Here is a 16,778-nt window from a genome sequence, read left to right as displayed (position 1 = left end):
ACGAATCTTCGTCCTTTTTTATTTTTTTGCTGTTTCACGTGGAACAGCAAAAATAAATAAAAAGCTTTGGGAATTATAGGGAGTTCGTATACAATAAAGTAAGGAAAGGGATAGACGAAAAAGTAGGGAGATTATTTTATGTTAAGGGATTTATTTGTAAACACAACAATCATTCTTTCCTTTATCTTTATTGGAGGTCAGCTTTTAAGAGATAGTCCGTTAAAAGAAGGATTCTCTTTTTGGCAGAAATGCGTAGTAGGTATTTTTACTGGAATATTAGGTATATTACTAATGTATTTCGGTGTTCGTATTGGTACTATTCTATTGGATTTACGCTACTTAGCTGTCATTCTAGCTGTTATAATTGGAGGGCCAATAGCGAGTACTATAACAGTTGGTATGATTTTAGTAACTAGGCTATTATTTATGGATTATTCTTTAGCTTCTCAAGTGGCTATTTATACAATTATTGCGATAGGGATAGGTAGTATCTTTATTTCACGCATGAAGCTTTCTTTAGGAGAAAAGTGGGTATGGTTACATACGTATATTTTATCTATTCTAATCCCGGCGCTATATATATGGTTAATTAAAGATACCTACATTGTGGGGTTATATTTATTTTCTAGTATTCTTACAGGCTATATCACGTTTTTTAGTGCAAAATATGTATTGCAATCTAATCAATTATTCCAAACGATGAAACAGTATGCAACGATAGATGCTTTAACAGGACTTGGAAACGTAAGACATTTTGATTTAGAGATGAATCGTTACATCGGTAATAAGCATATGAAAAGTGGTTCACTTTGTTTATTACTTATAGATATTGATCACTTTAAGTATGTAAATGATACGTATGGGCATCCTGCAGGAGACGAAGTGTTAAAACAAATAGGGTGTATTTTAAGAGGAATTTCAACATTTCCAGATTTGGTTTTTCGAAAGGGTGGAGAGGAATTTGCACTTTTGATACCGCAGAGGGGACTAACTTATGGTATTCGTCTTGGGGAACAAATCCGTATAGCTGTTGAAAAACATTCATTTCAATTGTTAGATGGAACGAAAATAAAAATCACAGTGTCGGTAGGGATTTCAGAGTATAAAGGATCACAGGAACAGCTTATTCAAGCGGCTGATGACGCGTTATATTATTCAAAAAGAAATGGTAGAAATCAGGTCAATTCTGCATCTTAAAGGTAAGATGACCAGAAGATGTAAAATTTATTTAAAAAAACACCCACAGAGGCAACGTATTAGCTCTGCGGGTGTTTTTATTTATACGCTAGACAAGCTCTTTCGGTGCAACGAATTTACGATATGCACCATGATGAGTTGGTCCTACGTATTCGTTAATCTTGAATGAGTAACGAATAGCAGCTGTGATAAATTCTTTAGCAGTTTTTACTGCTTCTTTCACAGATTTTCCTTTTGCAAGTTCTGCTGTAATTGCAGCAGAATATGTACAACCAGCACCGTGTGTGTTTGTAGTATCAATTTTTTCTGATTCTAGAAGATCGAATGTTTCTCCGTCATATAGGACGTCGATTGCAGTTTCTGTACCTAGTTTGCTACCGCCTTTAATTAGGACGTATTTAGCACCTAAAGCGTGGATTTTCTTCGCTGCTTCTTTCATGTCCTCAAGAGAATTAATTTTCACGCCGCTTAATTGGTAAGCCTCAAATAAGTTTGGTGTTACAACTAATGCTTTTGGAACTAAAACGTCACGTAAGCAATCATTCGTTTCAGGATGTAATGCTTCATCTGCGCCTTTACATACCATAACAGGATCAACTACTACGTTTTTGAAATTATGCTTTTCAATTGTTTCTGCAACCATTTCAATAATTTCTACTGATCCAAGCATACCCGTTTTTAAAGCATCTACGCCAACACCTTCAATTGTTGTTTCTAATTGTGGTTTTAATGTAGAAGCTGGGATTGGGAATACGTTATGTGTCCAACCGTTATGTGGATCCATCGTTACGATCGTCGTAAGAGATGTCATTCCGTATACGCCAAGTTCTTGGAATGTTTTTAAATCTGCTTGTATACCAGCACCGCCACTTGTATCAGAACCAGCGATAGTAAGTGCTTTATTTAATGTCATTATGAAATCCCCCTCAAGTGATATAATGAAAACTATGTTTTCACCATTATATCAATGTTACGAATAAGTACAAAGTGAAAAGTAGATGATTTACTTTAGAGGCGATTTAAAATCTTGTATGTAGGAGATTGAGCATGTTTCGAGATAATCGTACAAATGAATTAGTTATATTAAAAGAAATTGCAGAAACACTAAATACATCAAATGATACATATCATGTATTGCAAGCGGTGCTAGAAAAATTGCTAAGTGTAACAGGTTTGACGACAGGATGGATTTTTCTTGCGGATGAAAATGGGAAGTATACGAAGTTGATCGATTACCAGTTACCAGAGGCGCTGACATATGAAAACAAACGCCCGATGTGTGAAGGTGAATGTTGGTGTTTACGTGGATTTGTAGATGGGAAATTAGAACGAGCTGTTAACATTATTGAATGTAAAAGAATTAATAATGCAATTGAATACAATTGGGGAGATACAGAAGGAATTCTTCATCATGCTACAGTTCCTTTAAAAGCAGGAGGAGAAAAGTTTGGCTTATTAAATGTGGCGAGTCCAGGTAAAACACATTTTTCAGAAGAAGAATTAGTATTGCTCCAATCCGTTGCTTTCCAAATTGGGACGGCTTTAAAACGAACGAAATTATATGAAAATGAAAAACGAAGAGCACATTATTATGTGAAATTGGAACGTTTTATTCAAGATTTAAAAACAATTCATAGGTTTAATGTATTACCTGAAAAAGTTGTAAATCACGTAGGTGAAGTATTTCAATGGAATCAAGTGGCGTTTTTTATTAGAGAAGAAAAAGAATTATCTTTGCGAGCGTCTTTTAGTCAGGAAGAGTTACAAGAAGATGTAAAAGAAGCGGCAAAGAAGGCGCTAGTAAAAGGTGAATCGGTTCTTTTAAAACGTCAAATTGGTCATAATGTACATCTAAATGGAGCTGTTATTGCTACGCCAATACATATTCAAAGCCATGTATTTGGTGTTTTATGTGTAAGTTTAAATAATGGAGAATTTGATGTGAATACAATAGATGTAATCCAAGCGCTATCGAATCATATTTCGCTAATAATAGAGAATTTAAGATTAAACGAGCAGCGTCGTGAACTTGTACGAATGGAAGAAAGAAATCGATTAGCAAGAGATTTACATGATTCTGTTTCACAGAAATTATTTTCATTAACCTTTATGACAAAAGGTGCTGAGGCAGTTTTAAAAGGTCAAAATGAAAAAGTGGATCGATCTTTGCATGACATGCGTGAACTAGCGCAAGGGGCATTAAAAGAAATGAGGACATTAATTTGGCAGCTTCGTCCGGCAGGATTAGAAAAAGGATTATTACCTGCTCTAAAGCAGTACGGTGAAAACTTAGGATTGAAAATTAGGGAGCAAGTTACCGGTGTTCGTGACTTACCTCGTGTGGTAGAAGAGGCATTATGGCGCATTGGACAAGAAGCGTTAAACAATGTAAGTAAGCATGCAGGTGTAAAAGAAGCGACGGTTTATTTTACAGTGACTGAGAAAAATGTATCATTAGAAATAGTTGATCAAGGAAATGGCTTTGTAGAAAAAGATATAAAAGAGAAAAAATCACTCGGTATGACTACGATGCGTGAAAGAGTAGAATTAGTTAGTGGAACAATTAAAGTTGTAAGTAGCAAGAAACGAACGAGCGTAAAAGTAAATGTACCATTATGATGTGAAAATGAGGGAAGTTTGTGAAAATAAAAGTATTGTTAGTTGATGATCATACAGTCGTTTTAAAAGGGTTAGCATTTTTCTTGAGTACACAGGAAGATTTAGAGTTAGTTGGAGAAGCAAATAATGGGAAAGAAGCATTAGTGAAAGTAGGAGAAACAAATCCTGATGTTGTACTAATGGATTTATATATGCCTGAAATGGATGGCGTTGAGGCGACAGCTTGTATAAAAAATGAATATCCAGATGTGAAAGTAATCGTATTAACTAGCTTTTCTGATCAGGCACATGTTTTACCGGCATTAAAAGCAGGAGCAAGTGGTTATATTTTAAAAGATGTAGAACCGGATCAACTTGTTGAAGCTATTAGAAGCGCATATAAAGGTAATATTCAATTACATCCCGATATTGCGAGCGCCCTTATCTCTCAAACATTGCCTCAAGAAGAGAGGGCAGAGAAACATTTCGTTCATGTAGATGTATTGACAGCAAGAGAAAACGAAGTGTTACAACTATTAGCAAAAGGGATGAGCAATAAAGAAATTGCCTCTGTTTTAGTTATTACAGAAAAAACGGTTAAAGCACATGTAAGTAGTATTTTGAGTAAATTAAACTTATCTGATCGCACGCAGGCAGCATTATATGCAGTGAAAAATGGGATTGTATAAGACGAAAGTCGTAAGACCTAGTTCGCCTTTAGGAGGTGGACTTTTTTTATGGAAAAATACGTCTATGTGAGGACGAAATTGTCTTGATATAAAGATAAAATATGTTTGCAAGCAACAAAACAACAATTACAAGGGATACCTTTTTTAAAAACATATAACAACGTAAGAGTGAGTATTAGGAGGAAGAAATAATGGCAACAGTTTTATTCGTAAAAGCAAATAATCGTCCAGCGGAACAAGCAGTTAGTGTGAAATTATATGAGGCATTTTTAGCAAACTATAAAGAAGCACATCCAAATGATACAGTAGTAGAACTTGATTTATATAAAGAAGAATTACCATATGTAGGCGTAGACATGATTAATGGTACATTCAAAGCAGGTAAAGGATTTGATTTAACGGAAGAGGAAGCAAAGGCAGTAGCAGTTGCTGATAAGTACTTAAATCAATTTTTAGAAGCTGATAAAGTTGTTTTCGGTTTCCCATTATGGAACTTAACGATTCCAGCAGTATTGCACACGTATATTGATTATTTAAACCGTGCTGGTAAAACGTTTAAATATACACCAGAAGGTCCAGTTGGACTTATTGGAGATAAAAAAATTGCATTATTAAACGCACGCGGTGGCGTATATTCTGAAGGTCCAGCGGCTGAAGTAGAAATGGCTGTTAAATATGTAGCAAGTATGATGGGCTTCTTCGGTGCAACAAACATGGAAACAGTGGTTATTGAAGGACATAACCAATTCCCAGATAAAGCAGAAGAAATCATTACTGCGGGCCTTGAAGAAGCAGCTAAAGTAGCAAGCAAATTTTAATTGAAATTATAATCGCCACTCAAAGAAACAGCATTAACATAAACGTTAATGCTGTTTCTTTATATTTTTAACTCATCAGCAAGTTTTTCTAATTGACTTCGATCTTGTATATAATATGTTCGGCCTTCTTTTTTTAAATAATTTTGCTGGCAAAACTGGTTTAATACGTATAAAAGGTGACGATAACTGACGTTTAAGTATTCTGAGGCTTCGGTATGTTTTTCGGTATAGCAATTATTTTGTTCTGTTAATAGAATAAAAGCCGCTAATCGATTTTCGAACGGATAACTATTGTTTTTTGCATAACTTTCTGTTCGGGCAATTGTTTTTTCGCCAATGAATTTGCATAGTTTCTGTAAAAAGGTAGCATCTTGCAATAAAAGATGCTGACAATCTTTAAGAGGAAGTGCTAAGCAAATACAATTATCGATTACCTCAACTGCTTTAGTAAAGGATTCTACACCAATTAATCCTAATTCTCCAATGAACGAAGGTGCTTGAATAAAGTTAATTAATGAAACCTTTCCGTTTTTGTGACTCATATATATTTTTGCTTTCCCAGAAATTAAATAATAAAGATAAGGGAAATCAACCCCTTCAGTACATATCTTTTCTTTCTTTTGAAAGGAATGTAGCTCAGCATACGGTAAGACATCAAAAGAAAAAAGAGTGTGGAGATTGTAAGTTTGCATGTAATGAGAAATTTCTTCGTTGTTTTTGCTGACTTTCATATTTTCACCTCATATTTAGTATGAGATATCTCCTATTATTTTTACAAGAAAGAATGATACGATTTACTTAAATTTGTTTTTGTAGAAAAGAGAGTGTGAGGGGTTTATGAAAAAATATAAAACATTGTTGTTTGATGTAGATGATACACTGTTAGATTTCCAGAAGACGGAGAAAGTGGCATTACGTATGCTTTTTGAGGAGAAAGGGATTCCTCTAACTAGTGAGGTTGAAGCGCGTTATAAAAAAGTTAATAAAGGTCTTTGGGATGTTTTTGAAAAAGGCGAAATCAACCGCGATGAAGTTGTAAATACACGTTTTTCCATTTTATTCAAAGAGTACGGGAAAGAAGTAGATGGGATATTATTCGAAAATAATTACCGTAGCTACTTAGAAGAAGGAAATCAACTCATACAAGGTGCATTTGAATTTATAAATCAAATTCAAAATGAGTATGATTTATATATAGTGACAAACGGCATTTCTAAGACGCAAGATAAACGTTTACGTAATGCAGGGTTACATTCATTGTTTAAAGGTATTTTTGTTTCTGAAGATACAGGTTTTCAAAAGCCGATGAAAGAGTATTTTGATTATGTTTTTGAACGGATTCCTAACTTTGCTTCTGAGGAAGGGCTTATTATTGGGGATTCATTAAGCGCCGATATTGAAGGTGGATATGTAGCGGGAATTGATACTTGTTGGTTTAATCCAGAAAAGAAATTAAATGATAGCGAGATTGTGCCAACATATGAAGTGCATAGTTTTGAAGATTTATACGCTCTATTGAAGCGGCATGTGTAACAAAAATAGGCAGTGGAATTTTTGTCCCTACTGCCTACTTTTATTAATTTGTAGTTTCGTTCCGTTTAGGAAGCGGAAATGCATTACCAATCGCTGCTGCCCCGAGCATTGGTAATAGTAAATTAAGCGGGAAAAACATAAGTAATAGCAAAGTTATAGCTATTGGCTTTCGTAACGCATAGCTCGAAATCGCTGTCGTTACGATGGCCACAGATGCTACTGGATCTATAGGAAGAATAGAAGCTATAGCGTATCCAATACTTGACCCTGAAAATATAATTGGGAAAATATGTCCACCACGCCACCCCGTATTTAAACAAACGGCAGTAATGCATAGCTTTAAAACTCCTGAAAGAAGTAGTATCCAAAAGGATAAATGCCCCCATTCAACAACTAATTCTTTTAATTGATGTTCCCCTGAAAATAATGTGTACGGAAGAAAAGTGCCTACAATTCCTAATAAAATACCACCGATAATTCCAAGTGTAATTTTGTACTTTGTAAAAGGATGAATTAACTTCTCTAATATGAATTCTAATTTGAAATAAAAGAAACCAATTATAGCACCAATACTAGCAAGCGGGAGAAATGCGATCCATTCATTGAAAGAAAGTGAACCTTCTCCAAAATCAACAATAAAGGATCCTCGATTATCGAGTTTACTCAGTAGTAAATAAACAGAAAAACCTGCAAAAGTAGTAGTTAAGTATACAATTGCTTTTTTTCCTTTAGAAAATTCGTTAATTTGCTCACTCTCATTTTCATTTGGGGCCAAGTAACCGAATAATGGTGCATTAAAAATGACACTTAAAGTAGCACCAATTCCAACCTCTGTTAGTTCATTCATTCCCTTTAAAGCAAATTTAAAGCGATCACCAACCCATGTGCAAAGTCCGCCAATAATTCCAACAAGTGCGGCTTCTGGACCGAGACTAGCCCCAAATATTAAGACAATAATCGCAGTTAAAGTAGCTTGATGGACAAAACGGTATTCAATCCTACCTGTTTTTTTATATTCATCCATAACCTCTGGCATAAGACGTGGATATGTACCAAAGTATTTTTGTGATAAACCAACAAGAATCCCGCCGATTGTGGTTACGCAAAGGGTGTAATAAGGGGGGGAAGAGAAAACGCTAGGTAAATAACCCCAAATAAAATGGATTCCGATATTTATCGTAACTAAAAATAGCCAGACTGTAGCGCCTACTATGGATCCTAGAAGAATGCCATATAAGACGATTATATAATTCATGTCTTTTGTATTTGTCATGTTATACCTCCGTTATGCAAGTCTTAGTAGGAAAAGGTTGCAGATGTTAGTGTGAAATGGATTGAATATGTATAGTATCTTTTTGAGAGGATTGCTTATTCAACATGTAGGGCGATTTTTTGAATTTATAGTTTAAGTTACTTATTTAATTTTATAGATTGATTTGAGTTTTTTAAAGGTCTTTTTTGAAATAGAATGGAATATATTTCTTTTGTTGCTTTCTATAAAACTGTTAACATTTATTTTAGAACATTCGGAAAAATCAATTGACATTAGGAAATTATTGCTATAAAATCAACGGTAATTGCATAGTCTTATCAAGAAAAGGTGGAGGGACAGGCCCGATGAAACCTTGGCAACAGCCGTATAACGGAATTGTGCCAAATCCTGCAGGTGATAATCCTGAGAGATAAGAAAGAGCCTTTAGAGCGTGTTTTCAAACTGCTCCTTTCTTATTTTCAGGAAAGGGGCAGTTTTTTATTTTGTATAAAAGAAAGGAGAATGAGAGATGGGAGAATCATGGGGAAAAGGAACGATTTGTGTGCAAGGTGGCTATACACCAAAGAATGGTGAACCACGTGTTTTGCCGCTTTATCAAAGTACAACGTATAAGTACGATACGTCGGATGATTTAGCAGCACTATTTAATTTAGAGGCAGAAGGATATATATATACGCGTATTGGCAATCCTACTCTAGCTGCATTCGAGCAGAAGTTATCAGATTTAGAAGGCGGTGTAGGAGCGGTTGCAACAGCTTCTGGGCAGGCAGCCATTATGCTAGCAGTTTTAAATATTTGTAGTAGTGGAGATCATCTTCTTTGTTCTTCAACAGTTTACGGGGGGACGTTTAATTTATTTGGAGTAAGTTTACGTAAGCTTGGCATTGATGTTACGTTCTTTAATCCAAATTTATCAGCAGATGAAATTGTGGCACTTGCTAATGATAAGACGAAACTCATCTATGCAGAATCGTTAGGAAATCCAGCAATGAACGTTTTAAATTTCAAAGAATTTTCAGATGCAGCCAAGGAGCTGGAAGTACCTTTTATCGTTGATAACACATTAGCGACTCCTTATTTATGCCAAGCGTTCGAACATGGAGCAAATATTATTGTTCATTCTACGACGAAATATATTGATGGGCATGCAAGCTCTTTAGGTGGCATTGTAATTGACGGAGGAAATTTTGATTGGACAAAAGGGAAATATCCTGAGCTTGTTGAACCAGATCCAAGTTATCACGGCGTAAGCTATGTTCAAAACTTCGGGGCAGCAGCTTATATTGTGAAAGCACGTGTTCAGCTGTTAAGAGACTATGGAAATTGTATGAGCCCATTCAATGCGTATATTAGCAATATTGGCTTAGAAACACTGCATTTACGAATGGAGCGTCATAGCGAAAATGCTCTCGCAGTTGCCAAGTGGCTTGCTAACCATGAACGTATTGAATGGGTGAATTATCCGGGGTTAGATAGTAATGAAAATTACTCGTTAGCACAAAAGTATTTGAAAAAAGGTGCTAGTGGAGTTTTAACTTTCGGTATTAAAGGTGGATTAGAAGCAGCAAAAGAATTTATTGCAAATGTAAAACTAGCGACTCTCGTAACGCATGTAGCTGATGCAAGAACTTGTGTTATACATCCTGCTAGTACGACGCATAGACAATTAAGTGCTGAAGATCAGCGTTTAGCTGGTGTTACATCTGATTTAATTCGTTTATCGGTTGGTATAGAAGATGTTTCTGATATTATTGCAGATTTAGAAGCGGCATTAGTCGGAGGCAAACAACATGCCGATCATAATTGATAAAGACTTACCAGCTCGTAAAGTATTGCAAAAAGAAAATATTTTTGTAATGACGAAGGAACGAGCAGAAACACAAGATATTCGGGCATTGAAAATTGCTATATTAAATTTAATGCCAACGAAGCAAGACACAGAGGCACAATTACTTCGATTAATTGGAAATACACCGTTGCAATTAGATGTTCATTTGCTTCATATGGAATCACATCTGTCTCGTAATGTAGCGCAGGACCATTTAACAAGCTTTTATAAAACGTTTCGTGATATTGAAAATGAAAAATTTGATGGGCTCATTATTACAGGAGCACCAGTTGAAACTCTTTCTTTTGAAGAAGTAGATTATTGGGAAGAGCTTAAACGTATTATGGAGTATTCAAAAACGAATGTAACATCCACGCTTCATATTTGCTGGGGGGCACAGGCTGGTTTGTATCATCATTACGGCGTTCCGAAGTATCCCCTTAAGGAAAAAATGTTCGGCGTATTTGAACATGAAGTCTGTGAGCAACATGTGAAACTGTTACAGGGGTTTGATGAGTTGTTTTTTGCCCCGCATTCCCGTCATACAGAAGTACGAGAGAGTGATATTAGAGGGGTGAAAGAATTAACGTTGTTAGCAAACTCTGAAGAAGCTGGTGTTCATCTTGTTATTGGGCAAGAAGGAAGGCAAGTTTTCGCCCTCGGACATAGTGAATATAGTTGTGAGACGTTAAAACAAGAATATGAACGAGATCGTGACAAAGGGTTAAATATTGACGTGCCAAAAAATTATTTTAAACATAATAATCCAGATGAAAAGCCGCTTGTTAGGTGGAGGAGTCATGGGAATTTATTATTCTCTAATTGGTTGAATTATTACGTGTATCAAGAAACCCCTTATGTATTGTAAAAAAAGATTGTGTAACACGTGGCAACGTTTTCTTTGTAAGGATTACTCTTTATTTTTCCGAATCTTCAAAATACATTGTTTTTCAGACTTTTTATTCATATAATTTCATCTAAACACAATTTTTGAGGGGTGGACAGTATTATGAAAGAAATTCAGGTTGGTCTATTAGGTCTTGGGACAGTTGGTAGCGGTGTAGTTCGTATTATTACAGATCATCAAGAGCGACTTATACACCAAGTAGGTTGTCCAGTGAAGGTAACGAAAGTATTGGTGCAAAACATTGAGAAAGAGAGAGAGGTAGAGGTACCTTCTACTCTATTAACACAAAATGCAAATGAAATTTTAGATAATCCAAATATTGATGTTGTCATCGAAGTGATGGGTGGCATTGATGATGCAAAGGCATATATTTTACAAGCTTTACAAAGTGGGAAGCACGTTGTGACTGCAAATAAAGATTTAATGGCGTTACACGGAGCGGAACTATTAGCAGTAGCAAAGGATAATAAGGCTGATTTGTTTTATGAAGCAAGTGTAGCTGGAGGAATCCCGATTTTGCGAAGCATCGTAGAAGGACTTTCTTCAGATCTTATTACGAAAGTAATGGGAATTGTAAATGGAACGACAAATTTTATTTTGACGAAAATGTCAGATGAAGGGAGAGCATATAACGACGTGTTAAAAGAAGCCCAACAACTTGGATTTGCAGAAGCAGATCCAACATCAGATGTAGAAGGTTTAGACGCGGCAAGAAAAATGACGATTTTAGCTACTCTCGGTTTCTCTACAAACGTAGAGCTTGGAGATGTGAAAGTAAAAGGAATTACTTCTATTACAGAAGAAGATATTGAATATAGTAAGAGCTTAGGTTATACAATTAAATTAATTGGTCTTGCAAAGAGAGATGGCGAAAAATTAGAGGTTACAGTTGAACCGACTTTACTTCCCAATACACATCCTCTTGCGGCGGTGCAAAATGAATATAATGCTGTGTATGTGTACGGTGAAGCGGTAGGAGAAACGATGTTTTATGGGCCGGGAGCAGGAAGCTTACCGACAGCAACAGCGGTTGTTTCGGATTTGGTTGCTGTGATGCAAAATATTAGACTAGGGGTAACAGGAAATAGTGCTGTAGTCCCGCAATATCAAAAAGTATTAAAAGAGCCAGACGAAATTGTCGTGAAAAAGTTTTTAAGACTGCATGTAAAAGATGAAATTGGTGTATTTGCAAAAATTACTTCATTGTTCTCTGAGCGCGGAGTTAGCTTTGAGAAAATTATTCAAATGCCGCTTGAAGAGAAAGGAAAGGCTGAAATTGTGATTGTAACGCATCGTGCGTCTCTTGCTGATTATGATTATATTCTACATACGTTGCAAGGGTATGAAGAAATAGATTGTTTGAAAGCGAACTATCGAATTGAAGGGGATGCTAAGTAGTATCTCTTACCATAAAACAGAAAGAGCCTATTAAGCGGCTTGCTTAATAGGCTCTTTTTTATTTAAAATCTGCGTACCAATTTGAATAAATGCTTGAATGATCCAACCTGTTGTAAAGGATAAGATAATTGTTCCAAAATAGATGGGTCCATCTAATAAGAAGCTTAATGTTAAAAATAGAAAAGCCAATGAAATCTCTGTTTTTCTAAACGTCCATTTTCTCTTTTCAGCAACTGTTAAAACGAAAGCTTCTTGAGGTGCTGCGCAAAGGTTTGTTGAGACATAAAGGCCAATGCCAGCTCCGACAAATAGATTTCCACAAATAAGTGTTATATATTTTGGAAGAGAGCGGATAGCGTCCATAATAATTGTAATGGAACCAATCCAGTCAACAAAAAGAGAAATAAGAATCATCGTTACAATTGTGCCAATTGTAATTTGTTTTTTATTCCAAAAGAGTACGATAAGTGTAAAAGCAAAGTTAATCATGAAAATCCAAAAACCAATACTTATCCCGAAATTCTGATATAGTGCAATAAAGAAGGAATCGTAAGGGCTAAGTCCAAAGGAAGTAATTGTCGTCATCATATTAATACCGATGGCGAGAATGAGTAAACCGCCAATAAAAAATATATATTCTAACTTGAATCGAAGCATAGTTGCATATCCTTTCTAAATGTATTTGCTAGGAAAGGATATATTGTGGAAAGCTTACCAGGTCAAGTGAGAATTTTTGAGGGGAAGGGGAAAATGAGATGACGAATATAAGAAAGATTGCTGAACTTGCCGGGGTATCGGTTTCAACCGTTTCACGTGTACTAAATAATCATCCATACGTGAATGAACAGAAACGAAAAGAAATTTTAGCGATTATAGAGGAATTGAATTATACGCAAAATGTGAACGCGATTCATTTAGTGAAAGGAAAAACGAATGTAATTGGCGTTTTATTGCCACACGTAAATGATCAATATTATAGTGTTATTATTGAGGGGATATCAAAAGAAACGGCAAAGAATAATTATAATATGATGCTTTGCCAGACAAATTACAGCGAAGAAAGAGAACTAGAAATTTTACATATGTTAAAAATGAAAAAGCTTGATGGGGTTATTATATGTTCCCGTGCCAATAGTAAGGAGAAACTTGAAGAATATACGAAATTCGGCCCGATTGTTATGTGTGAAGAAATAGATTCGAAGTGCATTTCAAGTGTGCATATTGATTACTACAAAGTATTTTCGCATGGGATGAAAAGCTTAATAGATGTCGGTCATACACGTATTGGATATTGCATTGGAAGAAGTAATAGCATTAATAGCCAAAGACGAAAAAAGGCGTATGCAGATTCGCTTCAACAGAGTACCGTAACACCGTTAGAGACTTGGAAATTTGAAGAGTGTTTTACGGTGGAAGATGGACGTAACGTAATCAGAGAATGGGCTCGTATGTCTGTAAAACCGACGGCGTTTCTTGTATCTTGTAATCATATTGCAGCGGGAATGGTAACAGAAGCAAAAAAACAAGGAATTCGAATTCCAGAAGATATGACGATTATCGGATGTGACGATCAAGAGGTAGCAGATATATTAGGTATAACAACAATTTCCCATCCTAGTAAAAATGTCGGGATAAAAGCGTTTGAATTATTATATGAAAAGATTAATGCAGAGAAATTAGATGTGAAACATATAGAGTTATTACCAAAGTTAGTAAATAGAGAAACGACGTGATAGGGAAGGTGTGAAAATCGCTTTTCAAAATTTCGTTTGGTATAATTATGGACAATCTAAGAGGGCTAAAAGGGGTTTTGACATGAGATCAAAAGTAGTAAAAGTAATCCTACTCATTACAATTGCATCTTTTTGTTTATTTGCATATGGCTTTGTTTCAGGTGTAAATGATGTATTAAATCCGAAAGCTTCAAGTTTAATTAAGAAAACGGATGTAGTAGCAAAAGAGAAAAAGAAAACGGGAACATTGCAAGTCGTTAGTTTAGGTGATTCGTTAACGCGCGGCGTCGGTGATAAAGAAGGCATTGGCTATATTGGACGAATGAAAGAAGATTTACAAAAAGATTATAAGCAAAAAGTTGCACTAACTAACTTGGCAGTGAGTGGTGCGAAAATGCCCGATTTATTAAAACAAATTGAAAGCAGCGGTGCTCAATATTCAATTAAGCAAGCAGATGTGATCGTTTTAACCATTGGCGGAAATGATTTATTTCCAGGCTGGGAATCGCTTGGAAAGATAGATTTAGAAACATACCGTCCTGATACGGAAACGTTCCAAAATGAAGCTAAGAAAATTATAGAACAAATTCGTAAGTTAAATACAGATAGCCCTATTTTTTGGCTAGGTTTATATAATCCTTTTGAAGATGTAGAAGATTTAAAAGGGTCTTCAAACATTGTTGTGGATTGGAACGCTTCTTTAGAGAAGTTAGCGTTAAATGATAAAAATGTATATATTACACCGACATTTGATTTATTCCAAAACCGTGGAAAAGATTTATTATACTCTGATCATTTTCACCCGAATGAAGTAGGGTACACATATATGGCAGAACGATTAGTTCAAAATGTTGTGAGTAAGTTAAAACTAGAACAAGGAGGGGTAACATGACGACGATACTTTCCGTGCGAGACTTGAAGAAGGTAATTGGAAAGAAGACTCTTGTAGAGAATATTTCCTTTGATGTAAAGCAAGGAGAAGTGTTCGGGTTCCTAGGACCGAATGGTGCTGGAAAGACGACTACCATTCGAATGTTAGTCGGATTGATTAAGGCGACAGAAGGTACGATTTCTATCGGTGGTTATTCAATTAAGGAAAATTTCAGAGAAGCGATGCGTCAAATTGGGAGTATCGTTGAAAACCCAGAACTGTATACATATTTAACAGGATGGGAAAATTTAAAGCAATTTGCTCGTATGTTAGGTGATATATCAGATGAACGTATTATTGAAATTGCTCAAATGGTTCATTTGGATGAAAGAATTCATGACAAGGTAAAAACGTACTCACTCGGTATGAAACAGCGCCTTGGAATTGCGCAGGCGCTCCTTGGGAATCCGAAGTTGCTCATATTAGATGAGCCAACGAATGGTTTAGATCCAGCCGGGATTAGAGAACTTAGAGAATTTATACATACGCTTGTGAAAGAAGAAAATATGAGCGTGTTTATTTCAAGTCACTTGCTAAGTGAAGTACAAATGATATGTGATCGTGTCGCAATTATTCATAAAGGAAAAATGATAACAGTTGCCAAGGTTGAAGAGTTAATTAAAACAGCAAGTGATCGTGTAGAATGGATTGTTACACCAATTTCTAAGGCGAAAGATATGCTAGAAGCGGCCGAGGAAGTAAGAGAAGTGAGTGTAGAAGGCGAGCGATTACTATGCCGCATGGATATTGCATCTATAAGTAGTTGGAATAAACACTTTGTAGAAAATGAGATAGATGTGCATAGCGTTAAGGAGCTTGTATTTACGCTAGAAGATTTATTTATTGAACTCACAAGGGGTGAGCAGCATGCGTGAATTTGCGAATCTAGTTTTAAATGAATCAGAAAAGATTTACCGTAAGAAACGTATTTTTGTTGTCATGCTTATTTTAGCAATATTGATCCCGCTTTTTGTGTATGCGCAGTATCGTGAAATAGAAACGACACAAAAAAGACTCGGTACAACGGATTGGAAAGTTTCATTACAACAGCAAATTGTTGATTCTCAGAACCGGTTGAACAATTCTAGGTTGCCAGAAGAATGGCGTGATTGGTTAAAAGTAAGAGTTGAGCAACAACAATATTATTTAGATCATGATATTAACCCGATGGCGCCGGGCGCACCGACTTTTGTCAGAGCATTTATTGAACAAGGAATTACATTGTTTATTCCGCTTCTCGTGATGATTGTCGCTATTGATATCGTTTCAGGAGAACGAAGTGATGGGACGATGAAGATGTTACTTACGCGGCCGATTCGGCGCTGGAAAATACTACTTAGTAAATACGTGACGATGTTATTTTTCATTTCGCTCATACTGCTTCTTGTAGGTTTGTTTGCTTACATATTATCAGGGCTTGTATTTGGGTACTCGGGATGGAATTTACCTGTTTTAACTGGATTTGTCATTGATAAGGAAACGTTAAATACGAACTTTGTGCACCTTATTCCGCAGTGGCAATACATCTTAATGGCGTATGGACTGGCCTGGTTTGTTGCTATCGTTGTCGGAACTATATCGTTTATGGTTTCTGTTTTAATTCGCAATACACCAGCTGGTATGGGTGTTATGTTAGCTGCATTAATTGCAGGTGGTATTTTAAGTTCATTTGCAACGTCTTGGGAAGGCGCAAAATATATTTTTAGTGTGAACCTATCATTAACGGATTATTTATCAGGAAAATTACCTGCATTACAAGGTTTATCGATGGGATTTTCTTTGATGAATTTAACTGTTTGGGCAGTTGTTTCCCTTATTATTTCGTTCATAGTATTTACAAAACAGGATATGTTGAATTAATTAGACAGGGAGT

16 protein-coding genes and 1 riboswitch are annotated in these 16,778 nt (G+C 35.8%); of the genes, 12 read left to right on the top strand and 4 right to left on the bottom strand.

Going from position 1 to position 16,778, the window contains the following annotated elements:
- Positions 1 to 138 precede the first annotated feature (138 nt).
- Complete coding sequence (locus DPQ31_RS26735; RefSeq protein WP_097958169.1) at positions 139 to 1,197, top strand: GGDEF domain-containing protein; 1,059 nt, start codon at positions 139 to 141, stop codon at positions 1,195 to 1,197.
- An 88-nt stretch (positions 1,198 to 1,285) separates the two neighbouring features.
- Here DPQ31_RS26735 and pdxK read toward each other — a convergent pair whose 3' ends face one another.
- Entirely contained in the window at positions 1,286 to 2,110 is an 825-nt protein-coding gene (gene pdxK / locus DPQ31_RS26730; protein WP_208731246.1) for a pyridoxine/pyridoxal/pyridoxamine kinase, read from the bottom strand.
- 134 nt (positions 2,111 to 2,244) lie between these two features.
- Between pdxK and DPQ31_RS26725 the strand changes: the two genes are divergently transcribed.
- The 3 genes from DPQ31_RS26725 to DPQ31_RS26715 all read left to right on the top strand — a co-directional run bounded on the left by DPQ31_RS26725 (position 2,245) and on the right by DPQ31_RS26715 (position 5,302).
- Positions 2,245 to 3,816 (top strand): GAF domain-containing sensor histidine kinase, encoded by a 1,572-nt coding sequence (locus tag DPQ31_RS26725; RefSeq protein ID WP_000488134.1) that lies wholly within the window; start codon positions 2,245 to 2,247, stop codon positions 3,814 to 3,816.
- Positions 3,817 to 3,836: 20 nt separating this feature from the next.
- Positions 3,837 to 4,484 carry a response regulator gene (locus DPQ31_RS26720; RefSeq protein WP_208731245.1) on the top strand — a complete coding sequence of 216 codons (648 nt, stop codon included), beginning with the start codon at positions 3,837 to 3,839 and terminating at the stop codon, positions 4,482 to 4,484.
- Between the two features lie 191 nt (positions 4,485 to 4,675).
- The gene (locus DPQ31_RS26715; protein ID WP_000246726.1) at positions 4,676 to 5,302 is read left to right on the top strand and encodes an FMN-dependent NADH-azoreductase; all 627 of its coding nucleotides are present in this window, start codon (positions 4,676 to 4,678) and stop codon (positions 5,300 to 5,302) included.
- A gap of 59 nt (positions 5,303 to 5,361) precedes the next feature.
- Here the strand turns inward: DPQ31_RS26715 and DPQ31_RS26710 are convergent, their stop codons facing one another.
- A complete protein-coding gene (locus DPQ31_RS26710) occupies positions 5,362 to 6,033 on the bottom strand; it encodes a transcriptional regulator YeiL (protein WP_208731244.1) in 672 nt (223 codons plus the stop codon).
- Between the two features lie 106 nt (positions 6,034 to 6,139).
- Here DPQ31_RS26710 and DPQ31_RS26705 point away from each other — a divergent pair, with 106 nt between their 5' ends.
- Positions 6,140 to 6,835 (top strand): YjjG family noncanonical pyrimidine nucleotidase, encoded by a 696-nt coding sequence (locus tag DPQ31_RS26705; protein WP_208731243.1) that lies wholly within the window; start codon positions 6,140 to 6,142, stop codon positions 6,833 to 6,835.
- A 43-nt stretch (positions 6,836 to 6,878) separates the two neighbouring features.
- On the opposite strand, the gene DPQ31_RS26700 is transcribed toward DPQ31_RS26705, so the two are convergent.
- Positions 6,879 to 8,108, bottom strand: coding sequence for a chloride channel protein (locus DPQ31_RS26700; RefSeq protein WP_208731242.1), 1,230 nt, complete (start codon positions 8,106 to 8,108; stop codon positions 6,879 to 6,881).
- A 311-nt stretch (positions 8,109 to 8,419) separates the two neighbouring features.
- Positions 8,420 to 8,524: riboswitch (SAM riboswitch) on the top strand.
- Between the two features lie 92 nt (positions 8,525 to 8,616).
- On the opposite strand from DPQ31_RS26700, the gene DPQ31_RS26695 reads away from it, so the two are divergent.
- From DPQ31_RS26695 to DPQ31_RS26685, 3 genes are all read left to right on the top strand, one after another.
- A complete protein-coding gene (locus DPQ31_RS26695; protein ID WP_098911317.1) occupies positions 8,617 to 9,915 on the top strand; it encodes a bifunctional O-acetylhomoserine aminocarboxypropyltransferase/cysteine synthase in 1,299 nt (432 codons plus the stop codon).
- On the top strand, positions 9,899 to 10,804 hold the full coding sequence (gene metA / locus DPQ31_RS26690) for a homoserine O-acetyltransferase MetA (protein WP_001121528.1): 906 nt from the start codon (positions 9,899 to 9,901) through the stop codon (positions 10,802 to 10,804). Before DPQ31_RS26695 ends, metA begins: the two co-directional genes overlap by 17 nt.
- A gap of 141 nt (positions 10,805 to 10,945) precedes the next feature.
- Positions 10,946 to 12,241, top strand: a complete 1,296-nt coding sequence (locus tag DPQ31_RS26685; RefSeq protein WP_000659112.1) for a homoserine dehydrogenase — start codon at positions 10,946 to 10,948, stop codon at positions 12,239 to 12,241.
- 30 nt (positions 12,242 to 12,271) lie between these two features.
- Here DPQ31_RS26685 and DPQ31_RS26680 read toward each other — a convergent pair whose 3' ends face one another.
- Positions 12,272 to 12,898 carry a YczE/YyaS/YitT family protein gene (locus DPQ31_RS26680; protein ID WP_000943407.1) on the bottom strand — a complete coding sequence of 209 codons (627 nt, stop codon included), beginning with the start codon at positions 12,896 to 12,898 and terminating at the stop codon, positions 12,272 to 12,274.
- A 98-nt stretch (positions 12,899 to 12,996) separates the two neighbouring features.
- Here DPQ31_RS26680 and DPQ31_RS26675 point away from each other — a divergent pair, with 98 nt between their 5' ends.
- Genes DPQ31_RS26675 through DPQ31_RS26660 form a run of 4 tightly spaced genes read left to right on the top strand, consistent with a single transcriptional unit; the run spans position 12,997 to position 16,765 of the window.
- Positions 12,997 to 13,974, top strand: coding sequence for a LacI family DNA-binding transcriptional regulator (locus DPQ31_RS26675; RefSeq protein WP_208731241.1), 978 nt, complete (start codon positions 12,997 to 12,999; stop codon positions 13,972 to 13,974).
- A gap of 10 nt (positions 13,975 to 13,984) precedes the next feature.
- Entirely contained in the window at positions 13,985 to 14,866 is an 882-nt protein-coding gene (locus DPQ31_RS26670; RefSeq protein WP_142345843.1) for an SGNH/GDSL hydrolase family protein, read from the top strand.
- Positions 14,863 to 15,780, top strand: a complete 918-nt coding sequence (locus DPQ31_RS26665; protein ID WP_000207726.1) for an ABC transporter ATP-binding protein — start codon at positions 14,863 to 14,865, stop codon at positions 15,778 to 15,780. The genes DPQ31_RS26670 and DPQ31_RS26665 overlap by 4 nt, the downstream gene beginning before the upstream one ends.
- A complete protein-coding gene (locus DPQ31_RS26660) occupies positions 15,773 to 16,765 on the top strand; it encodes a DUF2705 family protein (RefSeq protein ID WP_087968790.1) in 993 nt (330 codons plus the stop codon). Before DPQ31_RS26665 ends, DPQ31_RS26660 begins: the two co-directional genes overlap by 8 nt.
- Positions 16,766 to 16,778: the final 13 nt, after the last annotated feature.

Origin of the sequence: Bacillus sp. COPE52, from assembly GCF_003355115.1 — a bacterium.
Lineage (GTDB): Bacteria > Bacillota > Bacilli > Bacillales > Bacillaceae_G > Bacillus_A > Bacillus_A toyonensis.
The sequence above is the reverse complement of the archived record's forward strand: the minus strand, read 5'-3'. Positions and strand labels throughout refer to the sequence as shown.